General features: G+C 44.3%; 18 protein-coding genes and 1 other RNA gene. 5 read left to right on the forward strand and 14 right to left on the reverse strand.

The annotated features are described in order from the left end of the window. Positions 1-81: 81 nt before the first annotated feature. Both QYF49_RS09595 and QYF49_RS09600 read left to right on the forward strand, forming a co-directional pair. Complete coding sequence (locus tag QYF49_RS09595) at positions 82-480, forward strand: reverse transcriptase-like protein (RefSeq protein WP_290399396.1); 399 nt, start codon at positions 82-84, stop codon at positions 478-480. Then, positions 477-1400 (forward strand): DMT family transporter, encoded by a 924-nt coding sequence (locus tag QYF49_RS09600; protein WP_290399397.1) that lies wholly within the window; start codon positions 477-479, stop codon positions 1398-1400. Before QYF49_RS09595 ends, QYF49_RS09600 begins: the two co-directional genes overlap by 4 nt. Before the next feature lie 38 nt (positions 1401-1438). On the opposite strand, the gene QYF49_RS09605 is transcribed toward QYF49_RS09600, so the two are convergent. From QYF49_RS09605 to QYF49_RS09615, 3 genes are all read right to left on the reverse strand, one after another. Continuing rightward, positions 1439-2329, reverse strand: coding sequence for a 5'-3' exonuclease (locus QYF49_RS09605; protein WP_290399398.1), 891 nt, complete (start codon positions 2327-2329; stop codon positions 1439-1441). A gap of 137 nt (positions 2330-2466) precedes the next feature. Then, positions 2467-2653, reverse strand: a non-coding RNA gene (gene ssrS / locus QYF49_RS09610) — 6S RNA. A gap of 34 nt (positions 2654-2687) precedes the next feature. Then, positions 2688-2828 carry a hypothetical protein gene (locus QYF49_RS09615; RefSeq protein WP_290399399.1) on the reverse strand — a complete coding sequence of 47 codons (141 nt, stop codon included), beginning with the start codon at positions 2826-2828 and terminating at the stop codon, positions 2688-2690. 116 nt (positions 2829-2944) lie between these two features. Here QYF49_RS09615 and QYF49_RS09620 point away from each other — a divergent pair, with 116 nt between their 5' ends. After that, entirely contained in the window at positions 2945-3196 is a 252-nt protein-coding gene (locus tag QYF49_RS09620; RefSeq protein WP_290399400.1) for a DNA alkylation repair protein, read from the forward strand. An 88-nt stretch (positions 3197-3284) separates the two neighbouring features. Then, a complete protein-coding gene (locus tag QYF49_RS09625; RefSeq protein ID WP_290399401.1) occupies positions 3285-3683 on the forward strand; it encodes a hypothetical protein in 399 nt (132 codons plus the stop codon). A gap of 10 nt (positions 3684-3693) precedes the next feature. On the opposite strand, the gene QYF49_RS09630 is transcribed toward QYF49_RS09625, so the two are convergent. The 10 genes from QYF49_RS09630 to QYF49_RS09675 all read right to left on the reverse strand — a co-directional run bounded on the left by QYF49_RS09630 (position 3694) and on the right by QYF49_RS09675 (position 13861). Next, a complete protein-coding gene (locus tag QYF49_RS09630; RefSeq protein ID WP_290399402.1) occupies positions 3694-4986 on the reverse strand; it encodes a peptidase in 1293 nt (430 codons plus the stop codon). 20 nt (positions 4987-5006) lie between these two features. After that, complete coding sequence (locus QYF49_RS09635; RefSeq protein WP_290399403.1) at positions 5007-5669, reverse strand: 3-oxoacid CoA-transferase subunit B; 663 nt, start codon at positions 5667-5669, stop codon at positions 5007-5009. Continuing rightward, positions 5636-6361 carry a CoA transferase subunit A gene (locus QYF49_RS09640; protein WP_290399404.1) on the reverse strand — a complete coding sequence of 242 codons (726 nt, stop codon included), beginning with the start codon at positions 6359-6361 and terminating at the stop codon, positions 5636-5638. Before QYF49_RS09640 ends, QYF49_RS09635 begins: the two co-directional genes overlap by 34 nt. Before the next feature lie 17 nt (positions 6362-6378). Beyond that, positions 6379-7746 carry an aspartate aminotransferase family protein gene (locus QYF49_RS09645; protein ID WP_290399405.1) on the reverse strand — a complete coding sequence of 456 codons (1368 nt, stop codon included), beginning with the start codon at positions 7744-7746 and terminating at the stop codon, positions 6379-6381. 66 nt (positions 7747-7812) lie between these two features. Beyond that, complete coding sequence (locus tag QYF49_RS09650) at positions 7813-8091, reverse strand: YokU family protein (RefSeq protein WP_290399406.1); 279 nt, start codon at positions 8089-8091, stop codon at positions 7813-7815. An 11-nt stretch (positions 8092-8102) separates the two neighbouring features. After that, a complete protein-coding gene (gene kamA, locus QYF49_RS09655; protein WP_290400409.1) occupies positions 8103-9521 on the reverse strand; it encodes a lysine 2,3-aminomutase in 1419 nt (472 codons plus the stop codon). 174 nt (positions 9522-9695) lie between these two features. Beyond that, entirely contained in the window at positions 9696-11096 is a 1401-nt protein-coding gene (locus QYF49_RS09660; protein WP_290399407.1) for a sigma-54 interaction domain-containing protein, read from the reverse strand. A 33-nt stretch (positions 11097-11129) separates the two neighbouring features. Continuing rightward, a complete protein-coding gene (gene ablB / locus QYF49_RS09665) occupies positions 11130-12026 on the reverse strand; it encodes a putative beta-lysine N-acetyltransferase (RefSeq protein ID WP_290399408.1) in 897 nt (298 codons plus the stop codon). A gap of 105 nt (positions 12027-12131) precedes the next feature. Further along, the gene (locus tag QYF49_RS09670) at positions 12132-12977 is read right to left on the reverse strand and encodes a PHP domain-containing protein (RefSeq protein ID WP_290399409.1); all 846 of its coding nucleotides are present in this window, start codon (positions 12975-12977) and stop codon (positions 12132-12134) included. Positions 12978-13030: 53 nt separating this feature from the next. Next, entirely contained in the window at positions 13031-13861 is an 831-nt protein-coding gene (locus QYF49_RS09675; RefSeq protein WP_290399410.1) for a sulfurtransferase, read from the reverse strand. Positions 13862-13954: 93 nt separating this feature from the next. Here QYF49_RS09675 and zwf point away from each other — a divergent pair, with 93 nt between their 5' ends. After that, the gene (gene zwf, locus QYF49_RS09680) at positions 13955-15460 is read left to right on the forward strand and encodes a glucose-6-phosphate dehydrogenase (RefSeq protein ID WP_425589584.1); all 1506 of its coding nucleotides are present in this window, start codon (positions 13955-13957) and stop codon (positions 15458-15460) included. A 39-nt stretch (positions 15461-15499) separates the two neighbouring features. Here zwf and bcbE read toward each other — a convergent pair whose 3' ends face one another. Beyond that, a complete protein-coding gene (gene bcbE, locus QYF49_RS09685; RefSeq protein ID WP_354005820.1) occupies positions 15500-16771 on the reverse strand; it encodes a bacillibactin exporter BcbE in 1272 nt (423 codons plus the stop codon). Positions 16772-16840 lie beyond the last annotated feature (69 nt).

A 16840-nucleotide genomic window follows, 5' to 3' on the forward strand; every position in this document is an offset into this window, starting at 1 on the left:
ACAGGTCCTCCCTGAATTTGTATTTCACATTTCTTATTGTATCCCAATTCGCTATAATAGAAAAAACAGGAGGGGATCGGATTGATCGAAGTGTATATTGACGGAGCTAGCGCAGGTGATCCGGGGCCTTCGGGAGCAGGTATATTTATAAAACTTGGAAATGGAACGGTTGAAAAACACAGCGTTCCACTCGGAAGCATATCGAATCATGAGGCAGAATTCCGCAGCCTGCTGCTAGCTTTATCGATCTGTATAGAAAAGAACTATGACCCGGTTTCATTCAGAACCGATTCTCAAGCCGTGGAAAGAGCGGTAGAAAAGCGGTTTGCTAAAGATAAACGCTTTGACAGCATACTCCAGGAAGCATTACTGATGATCGATCAGCTTCAGCTGTTCTTCCTCAAATGGATACCGAGTAAACAGAATAAGGTGGCGGACGACTTAGCCCGAAAAGCTGTCCATCTCAATAACGCACGATGAAAAGAAAAGCAGCTGATTCTGGCCTTCTTCTCGTTGCATTGGTGTGGGGAACCACATTTGTCATTGTTCAAAACGCGGTTGCCTTCCTCCCTCCGTTCGCATTTAACAGCATCCGTTTTTTTCTGGCTGCCCTCATCTTGGGGGTCTGGACCGTTTTTTCACGTCATCAAAAAAAGGGACAAAAAAGAAATGAACGGATCTGGCACAAAGGAATCTCTCTCGGCTTCTGGCTTTACCTGGGATATGGTTTTCAAACTGTCGGTTTAGTTTATACGACATCCTCTAAGACTGCGTTTATCACCGGATTGAGTGTGGTGGTTGTTCCTGTAATGGCTGCGTTTTTATTAAAACAGAGGCTGACTGTTTCCTCGGCAGCGAGTGTTATCATGGCAGCAGCAGGTTTGTATCTGTTAACCGGCGGCAGCAGCTTGGCCATGAACAAAGGGGACTTTTTCGTCCTTCTCTGCGCATTTTCATTCGGGATGCACATTGTAATGACTGCAAAATTCGCTTCCGGTGCTCCCGTTTTATGGTTGACGCTCATACAACTGGCAGCCGTCTCCGTTTTAAGCATGATCACATCTCTTTTCCTTGAAAACTTCAGAGCTGTTTTCATATGGGAAGTCGTGCTTCAGAAGGAAGTTGTTATAGCTCTAATCGTTACCGCTATTTTTGCCACTGCTCTCGCCTTTTTGGCACAAACTTATTTTCAAGCCTACACAACGCCTGCGCGAGTGGCTCTCATTTTTGCTCTCGAACCCGTTTTCGGTGCTCTGACCGCGTATTTATGGGCAAATGAAACCCTTGGTGCGAAAGGGATCACAGGGTGCATCCTTATTCTCGCCGGAATGGTCGCTGCCGAATTTCCGTTCGCAAAAATAGTAAAGAAAAGAAAAACAAAAGAGTGGGTTAATTCTTAACCCACTCCGGTTAATTCTTAACCCACTCCGGTTAATGCCTAACCCACTCTTACGTGTATCTCAAGCTCAGAAAGCTCGTCCAGCAGTTTAGATCGATCTACTTTAATCTGTATGTCATCAAAATTCAAATCTAGAATATCCGGAACATCGGTATATATCTTGCAAAGATCCTTGCTCAAAAACGCCATTTCTCTTCCTAACTGGAGTTTTTTAAAATACCTTTTATATTTCTCGTCCAGTTCATCTACCTTGTTATAGATTCCTTCAACATTTCCATATTGCTGGATAAGAGGAAGTGCCGCTTTTTCACCTACACCGGCCACACCGGGAATATTATCACTCTTATCTCCCAAAAGTGCTTTTACATCCACCCATTGCGATGGTTCTATGCCATAATCAGCCTGAAAATGAGTGAGTGTGTACTTTATTTCCCCTTTTTTTGCAGCGATCAGCTGAGAAGTTTTGCCGCAGAGTAATTGAAGCAAGTCTCTGTCATTGCTGTAAATCATGCATTCTCCGCCTTTTTCTTCCCTCCATTTTTGTACGAATGTGCCAATAATATCATCCGCTTCATATTTTGGAATAGTAAACTGAGGAATGCCTAAGTTATTAAAGAAAGAAACGGCTGTTTCATATTGCTGGATCAAAGGCTCCGGCAATTCATTTCTCGTTCCCTTGTAATCCTGGAATTTTTCTTTGCGAAGCGTTTCGTTTCTCTTCACATCCCAAGCGATGGCCAAGTGAGTCGGCGTGTGGATTCTCACCAGCTGAAGCAGTTTTTGAATCTTGGCCCGAAGACCATTGATGAATAAGCCTTTGGAGTTGCGTTGCAGCTGATGCAGCTCCTTTCCGTATGCCGTAGCGAAGTAACATCGGCTCAATAAATTAAACCCGTCAATAAGCAATAGTTTTTCTTGTTTTTCTTCCAACTTTTTCCCACCATTCCCCATGCCTTATTAAAAAACCCAAGTTTTTTTATTTATTCAAGATTAATGATTTTTTTGTTTTTTCAAAATAACAAAACTACAAAAAAACTTATTTTACGTGTAGTAAAATAAGCTGTTTATGTATGTCCGCTTTGCCGTAACTCATCCTGTCTTAAAAACCCGTTCTCACAGGTGGGTATCCGCAGCTGTATTTTCATCTTCCTCTTACGAATGGAGAGGCACGATGTAATCAACAGACATGTAGGATTCCCTTAATACACATATCGGTTTAAGACAAAATAAGAGCTACTAACATCGCAGACTGTTATTATAACGCGATATTATTCATTTGTAAATACATTTACTTCGTTTTTTTCCCGTGGCGATGGCCCTTGCTTTTGGATTCTTCCATTGAAGCAAACTCAGTATCACTTCGCTGTTCCATCTGTTTGGCATTGTTATTGCGCTGGGCATTGGCATTCCCTTTTTTCTGTTTTCCCAATGTATCTCAGCTCCTATTATCTAGAGTAAACCTATTGTTTCCTATCGTCAAAAAATAAATGTGTTACATAATTTTCCTGACCGCGGAAACCATAAAGAACAGGAGGTTGATGCAGAATGTCAAATGCTTATTTATGCCCAAACTGTAAAACTAACCGTACCAGGTTTAATCTGATTGCACAAGTTCCGCAGTCTGTGAAATTAGATCCGGCTACAGGCTCAGTCGTTAATCAGTACGAAAATGCTGAAGACTTGGACCCTTTTCATATGCCTTATAACGGTGCTAATCGGCTGGTTCAATGTGCAACATGCGGTGTGATCGGAGAAGAAACAACTTTTATAAAACGAGCGCAGAACAACCCTCTTTAAAAGATGAACATCATCGTTCATCTTTTTTTTGCCTGAAAAAGGAATTCAGCCCCACGCGGCGAAATGTACCATGAAAACCAAAGGAGGAATGAAACGATTGCAGGTAAAAAATAGTAAATCCCATCTTTTTAAAATCCCGAGGTGCAATATTCATAATGATGAATTTCAAATTGTTTCCCAGTATTATGAAAGTGAATATCTGGCGTATCGAACGTTTATCGTGTCCAAAGCAGGTACACCCTATCTCCTCTATGAACTCGGCATTACCTACGGTGCGGCATACGAGCTGAATCAACATTATCCACTTCATGTCCCCGCTTTTCTTCTTCCTCTTGGCTTGAATTTTGTTTATGAAATGCTGAAAGTCCCCTGTCCACCTCATTTTTCGTCCTTAATCATGAAACAGCACATCCATTCTTTATCCATCCATTGGAGCAAGCTCCCTCCGATCACAGATCATTTCACGACTCATTCATTCCACAGTTAAAGAAAACTTTTCATGGATCTTTCTTGACGAGAAGCTCAGTTTGGGTTCCGGATCCAACTTCGCCGCACCAGTCCATTATCGTCAAAGTGATGATTACAGCCGCCTGAAAGATTTTATCCAATTCAATATGTTCGTTCGGATAATGAGCCACAGAAGTAACACCAGGACCGAATACAATGCTCGGTGTGCTGCCGACAGCGGTTAACAATCCTCCGTCTGTTCCCCATGGCGAAGCTTCGATCACGGGCTCATTCTGACATATTTCAGTAAACCGGCGGGTCAGCAGCTTCATGAGATCATGGTCTTGATCAATGCTGCCCGGAAGCCACTGAGCTCCAAACCATTCTACTGTCGGGGGATGCTCCTGAAGCCATTCATCGTTCAGGCTTGCGAGACGATCTTCAAGCTCGTGCTTCACATCCTCAAGCGTTTCACTTGGAGCTACTCCTATTCTCCCTTCAATCACAATATGGTCAGGAACAGATGACGGCCACTCACCGCCTGATATTTTCCCTAAGTTAATCGGTACAGGAATAGGTACACTTTCATAGAGCGGATCTGTAATCCTCTCATTTCTCGCTCTTTCAAGCTCCTGCAGTTCCTTAACAACAATCATCGTCTTTTCAAGTGCACTGACCCCTTCGTATCTTGTACCGCCATGAGCTGAGCGGCCGTACACGTTGACCCTGAACCACATGGATCCTTGCTGGCTCGGAAAAATCTTCATGTTCGTCGGTTCCGGAATGATGGCTGCATCGGCAGTATAACCCCTGAGGATGGCAGCCAAAGTTCCCGCACCACCGCTCTCCTCCTCCATTACACTGTGAAAAATAACATCTCCCTTCAACGGAACATTTAATTCCTTTAAACACTGAAGGGCGAGCAGGAGACATAGGTTTCCGCCTTTCATATCCGTTGCACCCCTGCCGTACAGCTTGCCATCCTTGATTTCACCGCTGTAAGGATCGTTTTCCCATTGAGTGAGATCACCCGGAGGCACAACATCGACATGTCCGTTTAAAACGACGGAGCGTCCCCCGCCGCTTCCTTTTAGGACAGCAGCTACATTTGGGCTGGCGGAAAAATCTGTTCTCGTCGCACAAAAATAAGGATGCTGTAAAAATTCAGCTTCATCGGGATGCCAAACATCTACTTCCAGACCTATGCTTTCAAGTTTTTTTGCAATCAGCATCTGCACTTCTTTTTCTTTTCCCTGCTCGCTCTTTGACCGAACCATTTCCTGTAAAAATGCAATCGCCTCTGGTTTCTGTCTGTCCATCCAGTCTTGAACTTTCTTCTTCATGTTCTCCCTCCTGACACTATTTATTGAAAGGTTTCAATCTGATCGAGAATTTCCAATGGAGCGCCTGTTGATTTCTCCACTTCCTCAATTGTATAAGGATGCATTACTTCTCTTAAGACAAGCTTCTCATCCTTCACATCTATGACGGCTTTTTCAGTGATAATCATATTCGCTCCCTTTTGCACGGTCAGCGGTAATTTGCATTGCTTTACAATCTTTGGATTGCCTTCTTTGTCTGTATGGTTCATAAGTACGATGACTTTTTTTGATTTTTGAGCGAGATCAATCGCTCCTCCCATGCCCGGCACCCGCTTTCCAGGTACGATCCAATTGGCGATGTCCCCTTTTTCACTGACTTCCAAAGCTCCAAGAACGGTAATGTCCAAAAGCCCGCGCCGGATGATGCCAAACGCTGTCGCACTGTCGAAATAGGAGGCTCCTGAGATCAAGGTGACCGGATATCCCCCTGCGTTGGAGAGGTTGCCGTCTTCTTTTCCCTTTTCCGGAGATCCTCCCATGCCAAGAATTCCGTTCTCAGTATGAAGCATCACTCCATGGTCATTGGGAATGTAATCAGCAACCAGCGTCGGAATGCCGATGCCTAAGTTGACGATCATTCCTTTACCGATCTCAAGTGCAGCTCTGCGTGCTATTTGTTGTCTTGTTTCAATTCCCAAACCCATTTCCAGTCCACCCCCTTGCTTTGAACGATATGATCTACGAATACTCCGGGAGTTATGACACATTCCGGGTCCAGTTCACCTGCGGGTACGATTTCATCGACTTCTGCAATCGTAATGTTGCCGGCCATTGCGATGAGAGGATTCGTATTCCGCGCGCTTTTATCGTAGACTAAATTTCCATACGTATCGGCTTTTTGTGCATAAACGATGGAAACATCTGCTGTCAGCGCGGGCTCAACCATATAAGTGGCTGAGTTAATTTCTACTTTTTGCTTACCGGATTCAACGACCGTACCCAGGCCTACATCCACTAAAATACCTCCAATCCCCATACCTCCGGCCCTGATCTTTTCAGCTAAAGTGCCCTGTGGAATAAACTCCACAGTCAGCTCCCCGTCGTGCATCTGTTTGCCTGCTTCAGGATTTGAGCCAATGTGTGAGGCGATAAGGCGGCTGATCCGCTTTTCGGTAATGAGCTTTCCCGGGCCGATCCAAGGGAATCCGGTATCGTTGCTGATCATGAAAATGTTTTTAATATTGCGGTCTAGAATCGCATTAATTAAGCCAGGAGGCGCTCCGACTCCTCCAAACCCTCCAACCATCAGGGACATGCCATCAAAAAAAAGAGCAGCGGCTTCTTCCATCGTTATGAGTTTTGTTTTTGATGAAGTTTCATTGGTGCTGTACAGCATGGATTACCTCTCCTTCCCTAGCTCGTTGCTTTATGAATCAGAATTCCCGATGATACAAGATGGTTCATTAGTTCCTTCAAACTCTCATCCAATATTCTTATTAACTCATAGACTTGAAACGACGTGATGACTAAAGGAGGCGAGATTAAGACTGAATCGCCTTCGTAGCCTGTAACCCCTCCGAATGCTGGATAAATGATCAGACCTTTGTCGAAGCAAATGGAAATCAGCTTCTCCCCCACACGATGGATGAAAGAAAATGGCGTATGATTCACGGCATCATTGACAAGTTCCAGTCCGCATAACAGGCCTTTGCCGCGCACATTGCCGACAAAAGGATATTTTTGTTCCAGTTCTTTCAACCCATTTAATAAACGTTCTCCCTGTTCCCCGGCATTCTGAACAAGATTTTGCTGATCCATATATTCCATGACTGAACAGCATGCGGCTGCAGATAGAGGGTTGGCGCTGAAGGTGTGGCCGCTCATTACCACTTTGGATCCTTTTCGTATCACATTGATGATCCGGTCGGACACCACAGTAGCCGCCATTGGGGTATATCCAGCACTGAGCCCTTTGCCGAGGGTCATGATGTCGGGTTCAATTCCCCAGTGGTCAATCGCAAACATTTTTCCTGTCCGGCCCATTCCTGTCATGACTTCATCGGCGATGGTTAAAATTTGATATTTGTCACAGATCTCTTTCACCTTTTCATAGTAGCCTGGAGGTGGTACAATCGCGCCGCCTGCCGCGCCGATGATCGGCTCAAAAATAAACGCAGCGATGTTCTCAGGCCCCTCCTGCTCGATCGCACGCTCCAGTTCGCCAGCACATTCCAATCCGCACCCGGGGTATGTATTTTTTAATGGACATTGGTAGCAATATGGAGCCGGAGCGGCAGGGAAATCTTCAAGCAATGCCGAGAATCGTTCTCTTCTCTTATGGTGGCCGGACATTGACAGTGCCCCGAGCGTTATCCCATGGTAGCTGGTCCAGCGGGAAAGTATTTTCGTTTTCGTGTGAATTCCTTGTTCCTGAAAGTACTGAATGGCAACTTTTAAAGCTGTTTCTGTTGCCTCGGACCCGCTGTTTACAAAAAATGTCCAGTTTAAATCGCCAGGAGTGATACGGGCAAGCTTCTTTGCCAGCTTCTCTGCCGGCAGACTTGTAAAGTGTGAACGGTAAACAAAGGCAACCTGCATCGCCTGTTCATGCATCGCATCTGCAATTTCATCTACCCCGTGGCCTATATTCGCGGTTACGGCACCGGAGGAACCATCGATGTACCGCTTGCCGTTTTCATCATATAAATAGATTCCTTTTCCATGGCTGATCATGGGATAATTGGCATCCAGCACCGGTTTAATAATTCCTGTTTTATCCATGATGGGCACTCCTTCCATTCATGATGGAAAAGCAACGGAAATCCGCTGCTTTTCAATGTTGTGTATTTAAAAGGATTTAAAGTAATTTTTCTTTAAGAACCTTTCTTGTGCCATCAATTCTTTGAACGTCAAAACCTGGTTCAGCTTTTTTGTATCAATCAACATCAGCTGATCTTCGATTTCTTCTACGATCTCATCCTCATGATATTCCATACCGCAGGACTCACAATACACCGCCGGGATTTCTTTAATTTGAAGTGCCCGGGTGCCGTCGTGCAGTTCCCAGTATCCTGTTTTGGTAATGTCCTTCGCTGAGTGATCATTGCACCACTTGCATTCCTTCATGAGCGGGCCTCCTATGCTTCTTTTACTGTGCCATCTTCTTGATTGGCTGTTTCTTTTTTCTGTTCATGTTTATATTTCTTTTCCTTCATTTCATCCCGTTTTTCCCGTTTGTCTTTCAATGTGGTATGCTGAGGGTTCGTTTCGTATGTTTTTCTTCGGTCTAACCGGTTTAAGCCTTCAGGAACGATATTGAATTTCTCATCTTTCATAAGCGCAGTAATCCCAATTGCTGCCGGCTGTTCTTTGATGCCCATGGTCTCGTTGAAATACTCATCCGCCAGCCCTGCTTTATAGTTTTGAGGTTCGGGATAGGATGTAATAACTCCTTCAAAGTTTCGTAAAATTACTTTGTCAGGACTCTGTGAAATCAAATAATTAGGCTGAAGAGAGATTTTTCCTCCTCCACCCGGTGCATCAACAACAAAAGTCGGGACAGCATATCCTGACGTGTGCCCGCGCAATGCTTCAATGATCTCCAGCCCTTTTGAGACAGGAGCGCGGAAATGCCCGATACCTTCCGATAAGTCACATTGATAAATATAATAAGGGCGCACCCGAATTTTTACGAGATCGTGCATCAGTTTTTTCATTATATGCGTGCTGTCGTTGATTCCTGCAAGGATAACAGACTGATTGCCTACCGGTACACCGGCATTCGCCAGCATTTCACACGCCTTTTTGGATTCCTCTGTTATTTCAATGGATGTATTAAAATGGGTGTTGAGCCAAACCGGATGATATTTCTTTAAGATATCGCAAAGGTTTTCAGTTATCCTCTGAGGGAATACGACAGGCGCCCGAGTCCCGATCCGAATGATCTCCAAATGAGGGATTTCTCTTAGCCTCTTTAAGATATATTCAAGGATGTTGTCATTGATTAATAAACCGTCACCTCCAGAAATCAGGCAATCTCTGACCTGTGGAGTCGCAGCAATGTAATCAATGGCTGCGTCAAGCTGCTTTTTAGGTACACCCATGCCGATCTGTCCTGAAAAACGTCTTCGTGTACAATATCGGCAATACATCGAGCATTGGTTGGTCACAAGGAAAAGCACCCTGTCCGGATAACGGTGTGTCAGTCCAGGAACCGGAGAATCTTCATCCTCATGCAGAGGATCTTCAAGATCATATTTGGTTTTCAGGATTTCCTTTCCGATCGGTACGGACTGCATCCGGATCGGACAGCGCGGATCATCCTGGTCCATCAGCCATGCATAATAAGGTGTAATATTTAAAGGAATCGTCATGGTGGATATCCGAACGCCTTCTTCTTCTTCAGGCGTTAAGTTCACGACCTTCTTTAAGTCTTGCAGATTTCTTACCGTATGCGTCAGCTGCCAGAGCCAGTCATTCCATTGCTCATCTGTCACGTCTTTCCATAACTCAATTTCTTTCCAATGTCTTTTTGGCTGGTACAATCCATTCACGATAGGCATTTTGTTCCCTCCTTGTATACTTACCTCGCTCATTAACAGATGCAAGTTCCGTGCCAAAAACAAAGAAACTGATAAAAGCACTTAGATCCGTGGATTTTCTGATATTGGTAATGTATGCGCCCATTGCTTAATTTGGCAAAATAAACAAACCGCCGAAAATCCGGCGGTTTAGTTCCCTTTTATTTTTAGTTTGTATTGGAGAGTCTGTCTAGGTATTTTCAGGAGCTGTGCTGCTTTTTGAATATTTCCATCCGCAGCAGTTAGTGCCTTGGATATCAGTTCACGTTCCCGGTGAGCAAGAGCCTCCCGAAGAGGAGGAATAGCGGGGTTCTCAATAGAACCGGCAAGAGCAGGAGTTGCCTGGAGATGATGAGGCAAATCTTCAACTTTTATCTCCTCATGATCATCCGCCATATTCATGGCATATTCAATGACATGTTTCAGCTCCCGGACATTCCCTGGCCATTGATATTGCTGAAAAAGATGGAACGCTTCTTCTGAAAGTCCCTTGATTTGTCTTTTGAATTGAGCATTATATTGTGAAATAAAGTGCTGGCCAAGCAGGTGGATATCTGAAATCCTCTGCCTTAAAGGAGGGATTTCAAAGAAAATGACGTTCAGCCTGTAGTATAAATCTTCTCTAAGCTTATTGCATTTCACACATTCTGAAGGATGTTCATTTAATGCTGCCATAATCCTTACATTGACCAATTTGCCTTGAACAGCCCCTATTCTGCGGACAACCCCATCTTGAAGAACCCTAAGTAGTTTAGCCTGTATGTCTAACGGCATCGAATTGATCTCATCCAGAAAAAGGGTTCCTCCATCTGCCAGTTCAAAAAGGCCTGGCCTGTCGACCGCACCCGTAAAGCTTCCCTTGACGGTCCCGAAGAGAATACTCTCCAGGAGCTGTGAAGGAATAGCCGCACAATTCTGGGCGATAAATGGTTTATTCTTTCGCGATGAATGATTATGTATTCCTTGAATAAGAACCTCTTTGCCGGTCCCTGTCTCCCCGAATATAAGAACGGGTGAAGAAGTTTCAGATACCTTCCTCGACAGTGACTTTAACTGGCCGATCTGAGGATCATCTGATATAAAATCTTCTAACTGATAAGATGCATAATGGCCATTTTTGATGGTAACGGAACGGTTCTTATGAAATTGCGCCTGCATATCAAGAAGCTTCTCAGACAACTGTTTTATTTTTGTGAGGTCCTTTGATATTTCAATCGCTCCGATCAGTTCGCCGTCAACGATGAGCGGCAGCGTCGTGTTGACCGTATCGACCCGCTTGCCGTTTACGTTTGTATAGGATTGATGCTGATTAATGATCGGCTTTCCTGTTTTGATAACGTTTAGCAATGTACTGGTTTGCTGATTTAATGAAGGAAAAGAATCTAATACATGCCGGTTTAGTACTTGAGAAACGTTTAAACCATCAAGGCTTGCGGCGACTTCATTATAAAAAATGGTCATCCCCCTTGCATCCACCGCATGAATTCCTTCATCAATCGTTTTTAAAATCGCTTTAAGCATCTCAATCGTTTCAACCGAGTCTTTAAACATAGGCACCTCCAGTCTGGATCAAAAACAAGCTGCTCAATTTTCATCCGTAGTGCCGAAAATCCGGCAATAGTTTTCTGATAGATCTCTCATCCAGAGGTTCATGTCCTCGTATTTATCAAAAATCAGGCAATTTTTCGTAAATCTCCCATGATATTTATAGCCTCTTTGAAAAAAGACGGCATTCATTCCAAAGGACAAAGATCGTGCAATTGAATAGGCACAAAATATTTTACGATTCTTCAATTCCATTTCGAGTTTTTCAATCAAGATTTTCATCAGACCAAATTTTCGGTGTTGAGGCAATGTGGCACAGTCCGTAAGTTCTGCATTATGATATTGCAGGTTAATATCCGCTGATGCAGCACTTACAACTTCTTTGCAATGTTCGATTACATAATAGATGGTTCCGTGCTCCATCGTCTTTTTAATATACTCAGGATCGTTCATTGGAGTAGGGTAAACTTGGAACACCTCCCCATATAAGGCGGCCAGCCCTTCTGCATCGTTTAGATCAGCTAATCGGATCAGGTAATTCTCCGGCAGAGAATATCCGCCGGATTTTATATGGGGCAGTTCAAGAATCTGATCGATAATTTTATCTTCCTCTACCCAAAAGTCACTTCGCTTCCTCTCGTTCGTGTAAAAACGGCACATCGCAACAGCATCACTCCCATTGAAATACTGGCTGAATACCGCTTCCGGCAAATATCCCAATGCCAGAAAGGCTCCGACATGTTCTGATCTCGCCTTAATGATCACTTTTGAGAAGTCATGCTGAACTGCCAGTTCATGAACCTCAGCTGCAAGGGCAGCAATATTCCCTCTATAGTCATCCACTCTCAATCGCTCACTAAAGTAATCCAGAAATATTTTTGCTGTTACGTCTCCCTTATTAATTTCTGTTTGTTTATAAAACGTATCAGTTTGCATTAGTTGAATACCCCCATTTCTACTTTGTTTATTCCATAGCGATCTGTTTATTCCTTTAAAAATTTCAAATGGAAGGCAAAAGAAAAAGAACTGCCAGCTGGCAGTTTAACGGTATTTTTTTGAAAAGCTTTTTAACCTTTCTACTGTTTTTAGGTCAGAGTACCGATTACCAAGCTCCCCGTGAAAAACTGTTCCGTTGCGAATTCCATGATAATCACTTCCTCCCGTTGGAATTAACTGATAGCGCTCGGCAAGGTGTCGATAATGAGCTTCCTGCTCAGCTGAATGATCCGAATGGTAGACCTCGAGCCCTGCCAAACCTTGTTCCTTCAGCATAGGTATCAGTTCGTCCTGGTCATATAAACCCGGGTGAGCCAGAACGGGAACACCCCCGGCATCAAAAATAATCTTAATGGCCTCAGCCGGTGAAATTCTCTCAGTGACGGCGTAAGCAGCCTTTCCTTTCCCTAAATACTTTTCAAATGCTTCCCTCAAAGAGCTGATAATTCCTTTCTCCATCAGTACTTCTGCGATGTGGGGACGGCCAATATTGCCGCTGGACGACTTCTTTTTTGCTGCAACTTCTTCCATGGTGATCGAGAACCCAAGTTTCTGAAGGTTTTTTACGATCTTTTCATTTCTCTTATTTCTGACAGTTCGCAGCTGCTCCAGCTTCGAAAGGAACTCTGCATTCTCATGGTCAATGAAATAACCAAGAACATGGATATCCTGTCCGTTGGCGAGCGTACTGATTTCAATTCCCGGGATACATATAAAGTTCGAATAATTGTCCGCCTCGCACAGTGCCTCAGAAACGCCTGAAACCGTGTCATGATCAGTTACAGCCAGCCCGCCCATCCCTTTTTCTGCCGCAAGCCTGATGTTCAGAGCGGGCGAGTTCACTCCGTCTGACGCCGTAGAATGAGTATGCATATCGATGTTTGCTGCCATAGTTTGTTCCTTTCAAAATTATTATTAATACGGTACGTGAAATTATCTTTTGGCTAATCAATCTTATTTTCCGGATAAGAAATCCAGTCGCTCCAGCTTCCCGGATATAACTTTATATTCTCGATGCCTGCTTCGTCCATACCAAGCACATTGGCGCAGGCCGTCACTCCCGATCCGCAATATACGATGACTTCTTGTTTTTCTTTTAAGGGTTGATGAAGCTTCTTCAGCTCATCTTGATCCAGCCACTTGCTTCCTTCTGTGAGATTCTTCAGCCATGGAGCATTCACCGCTCCCGGAATATGTCCCGCTTTCTTGTCGATGGGCTCATGCTTGCCTTTATAACGGTCAGGATCCCTTGAATCAACAATGATGGTTCCCTTATCACCTTTTAAAGATGCTTTTCTGACTTCTTCCATTCCGGCTGTTGTCCATTTACTTTTCTGAGGAGTAAAAACCGCCGGCGGCAGAACAGTATTCTCAGAAGTTACTGGGTACCCTTTTCTTTCCCAGGCAGAAAACCCTTCTTGCAGGATAAAAACTTTCTCTGCGCCCAAACGTTTCAGCATCCACCATAATCGGGCAGCATACGAGCCTCCCTGATCATCATAAGCAATTACCGTTTTGTTTTCATTCATTCCTAAGCGTCCAAACACTAACGACATTTCTTTTATTGACGGGAGGGGATGGCGTCCTCCGTGCGCTGTCACAGGGTTTGACAGGTCTTTTTCAAGATCAACATAAATCGCACCTTGAATGTGCCCCGAATCATACTGTTTTCTTCCGGCTTCCGGGTCGGAGAGGCTGAACCTGCAGTCACATATCACGAGCTCTGAGCGCGATAAATGAGACTCCAGCCATTCTTGTGTTACAATATTTTTCATGAGGCGACTCCTTTCGATAAATAATTAACGTTATTTTCATGAAACATAGGGGAAACTGATGTCATACGCAATATTAGCAAAGTGAGGATTGATATTATGAACAACCATATTCCAGAGGCCTGTATCGTACTTTTTGGTGCGACAGGGGATCTGGCTCACCGTAAACTGTACCCTGCACTCTTTCAATTGTACCAAAAGCAAAAGCTGAACGAAAAGTTTGCTGTCATCGGTGTCGGAAGAAAAGCATTTTCTCATGAAAAATTTCAGGAAGATGTGAAGCTTTCGATTTCCAAGAAGAAAAACATCCAAAATGACAAAGTGGATGAGTTCATCTCCCATTTTTATTTCCTGCCAATGGATGTAACAAACGAAAAAAGCTATCAGGATTTAAAGGTCCTTGCCGATGAACTTGACGGCAAATACAGCCTTGGTGGAAACCGCATGTATTATCTTGCGATGGCGCCGCAATTTTTCGGTACCATTCCTTCCTTCTTAAAATCAGAAGGGCTGACAGAGACGGAAGGCTGGCAGCGCCTGGTCATTGAAAAACCTTTTGGCCACGATCTTCAATCAGCGACTGAACTGAATGAGCAGCTGCAGAAGAGTTTCCCTGAGGAAAGCATCTACCGCATCGACCACTATTTAGGCAAAGAGATGGTCCAGAACATTCAAGTCATCCGCTTCGGAAATGCGATCTTCGAATCGATATGGAACAATAAGTACATATCCTCTGTTCAGATCACCTCCAGCGAAACTCTTGGCGTTGAGGACCGTGCATCGTATTACGAAAAATCCGGTGCGATATTGGATATGCTTCAAAATCATATGCTTCAAATGGCAATGATGGTCGCCATGGAGCCTCCCGGCGGACTGGATCCTAAATTGATCCGCGATGAAAAAGTTAAAGTTCTTCGAGCCCTTCGTTTCTACAATGAAGATGAGGTGGCTAAGAACGTCATCCGCGCTCAGTATAAAGAAGGCACAATGAACGGAAAAACTGTTCCTGCCTATGTGGATGAAGAGAATGTCGATCCCGCTTCAAAAACAGACACATTTGTCGCAGCCCGCGTATTTATTGATAATTTCCGCTGGGCCGGTGTCCCGTTCTACCTCCGTACCGGTAAACGGATGGCGACCAAGGCAACCGAAATCGTCGTGCAGTTTAAGAACGGGCCGATGGCGCTTTATCATGAGCATGATGACCACTATCAGCCAAACCTTTTAAGGATTCATATTCAGCCGGATGAAGGGTTAAGCCTCTCGCTGAACGCGAAGCCTCAAGGGGACTTCCCTGCTCTGCTTCCGATCAATATGAGCTACTGCAACAACTGCCAAAATGAATTGAACAGTCCGGAGGCCTATGAAAAGCTGATGCACGATTGCCTTCTAGGTAATTCGACTTATTTTACCCGCTGGGACGAAGTGGCTCTTTCTTGGGAATTCATCGATGGAATCACGAACACATGGAAAAATGGAGATGTACCTCTCTACAAATACTCTTCAGGTACCATGGGGCCGCTTGAAGCGGAACAACTGTTGAACGAAGACGGTTATACGTGGTGGCCGCCCACCAACGTTAGAACAGATCGCGATAACTAGTAGGAACAAAAAAAGCTCACGGTTTCTGCCGTGAGCTTTTTAATGCAATGCAGGATTTAAAGGATTGGTCGGAGCTTCTTCTTTTTTACCTTTTTCACCTTTTTCCTTTTCAGGCTTTATTGCAAAAAAGGCAAGAATTGCCGCGAGCAGGCTGACACCTGCTGATGTGTAAAACACGATGGAATGATCAGACTTCATGATGATCGCGTACACCGGAGGACCGAGAGCGACACCCACAAAGCGCATGGAACTGTACAGGGATGTCATGGTTCCCCTCTCTTCCTTCTCGATTCCCTCTGTAATTAACGCGTCAAGACATGGCAGAGCTGATCCGATGCCAATCCCGCTGACAAAAAGAATCCCAAGCAGGAAATAAAGTCCGTCTGTAAAAGTTACGCACAGAATGGAAACGGCGAGAAGCATGATTCCCCCAAATGTGAGCCATTTCATAAGAGTCTTGCTCTGACCGATTTTCTTTCCGGCAATATACGAAGAAATGGATAAAGCCAGAAGAGGAATGGCTAAAACGAATCCTTTTTTGATCCCGTTGATCCCGTATTCTTCTTCGAGAGTCGTTGATAAATAAAATAAGACGCCAAACAGCACGAACATGATGATTCCGCCGATGGCAAAGATGGCCATCAGCCATTTAGCATTGCTCTTGAACGTTTTCTTGAACGATCGAAAAAACTCCTTGAAAGCCGGCTGTGTCTTTTCCTCTTCTTTCTTCGGTACCTTAACTAAAAAAAACACTAGGCCGATGGAAATCAAGCAGAAAATCGGGATGAACCAGAATGGAAGATGCCAGATGAAGGTGGCCAAAGCTGCGCCGACGATCGGGCTCATCACTTTACCGAACGTATTGCTCGTTTCGATAAGTCCAAGCCCAGAGCTCACATCCTTTTCATCTTCAAACATGTCCCCTACTAATGGGAGTACAACGGGGGCCGCCCCTGCTGATCCGATGCCCTGCAACAGCCTTCCAATAAGAATGATGTAGTACGGATCATTCATTTTCCATGAAGCCCAGCCTGTTACTAGCCCCCCGATCCCCGCTATGATCAAGCTTGGAATAATGACTTTTTTTCTGCCCAGCCGATCCGACAGATAGCCGGCGATTGGAATAAGGATGATTGCCACAATCGAATATACCGTAATGATCATTGAGACTTGAAAAGACGATATATGTAGTTTTTTTTCAATCGAAGGCAGTACAGGGATCAGCATTGAATTTCCCAGGGTCATAACGAGCGGGATTGATGCAAGTGAAATAAGGTCCAGCTTTTTTTTCGATTCCATATTCTCCTCCATATAGCATACACGCTTTCTCTTAGTATGGTTTTCAAGGCTTTTTACATACAAGAAAATCAAACCATTGAC

It is taken from the genome of Fictibacillus terranigra, from assembly GCF_030412265.1.
GTDB lineage: Bacteria > Bacillota > Bacilli > Bacillales > Fictibacillaceae > Fictibacillus_C > Fictibacillus_C terrinigri.

Coding starts and splice junctions, on each gene's coding strand:
- QYF49_RS09600 (WP_290399397.1), top strand. CDS start 477: ATGAAAAGAAAAGCAGCTGATTCTGGCCTTCTTCTCGTTGCATTGGTG.
- QYF49_RS09620 (WP_290399400.1), top strand. CDS start 2,945: ATGTCAAATGCTTATTTATGCCCAAACTGTAAAACTAACCGTACCAGG.
- QYF49_RS09625 (WP_290399401.1), top strand. CDS start 3,285: ATGAAACGATTGCAGGTAAAAAATAGTAAATCCCATCTTTTTAAAATC.
- QYF49_RS09630 (WP_290399402.1), bottom strand. CDS start 4,986: ATGAAGAAGAAAGTTCAAGACTGGATGGACAGACAGAAACCAGAGGCG.
- QYF49_RS09635 (WP_290399403.1), bottom strand. CDS start 5,669: ATGGGTTTGGGAATTGAAACAAGACAACAAATAGCACGCAGAGCTGCA.
- QYF49_RS09640 (WP_290399404.1), bottom strand. CDS start 6,361: ATGCTGTACAGCACCAATGAAACTTCATCAAAAACAAAACTCATAACG.
- QYF49_RS09645 (WP_290399405.1), bottom strand. CDS start 7,746: ATGGATAAAACAGGAATTATTAAACCGGTGCTGGATGCCAATTATCCC.
- QYF49_RS09650 (WP_290399406.1), bottom strand. CDS start 8,091: ATGAAGGAATGCAAGTGGTGCAATGATCACTCAGCGAAGGACATTACC.
- QYF49_RS09660 (WP_290399407.1), bottom strand. CDS start 11,096: ATGTTTAAAGACTCGGTTGAAACGATTGAGATGCTTAAAGCGATTTTA.
- ablB (WP_290399408.1), bottom strand. CDS start 12,026: ATGCAAACTGATACGTTTTATAAACAAACAGAAATTAATAAGGGAGAC.
- QYF49_RS09670 (WP_290399409.1), bottom strand. CDS start 12,977: ATGGCAGCAAACATCGATATGCATACTCATTCTACGGCGTCAGACGGA.
- QYF49_RS09675 (WP_290399410.1), bottom strand. CDS start 13,861: ATGAAAAATATTGTAACACAAGAATGGCTGGAGTCTCATTTATCGCGC.
- bcbE (WP_354005820.1), bottom strand. CDS start 16,771: ATGGAGGAGAATATGGAATCGAAAAAAAAGCTGGACCTTATTTCACTT.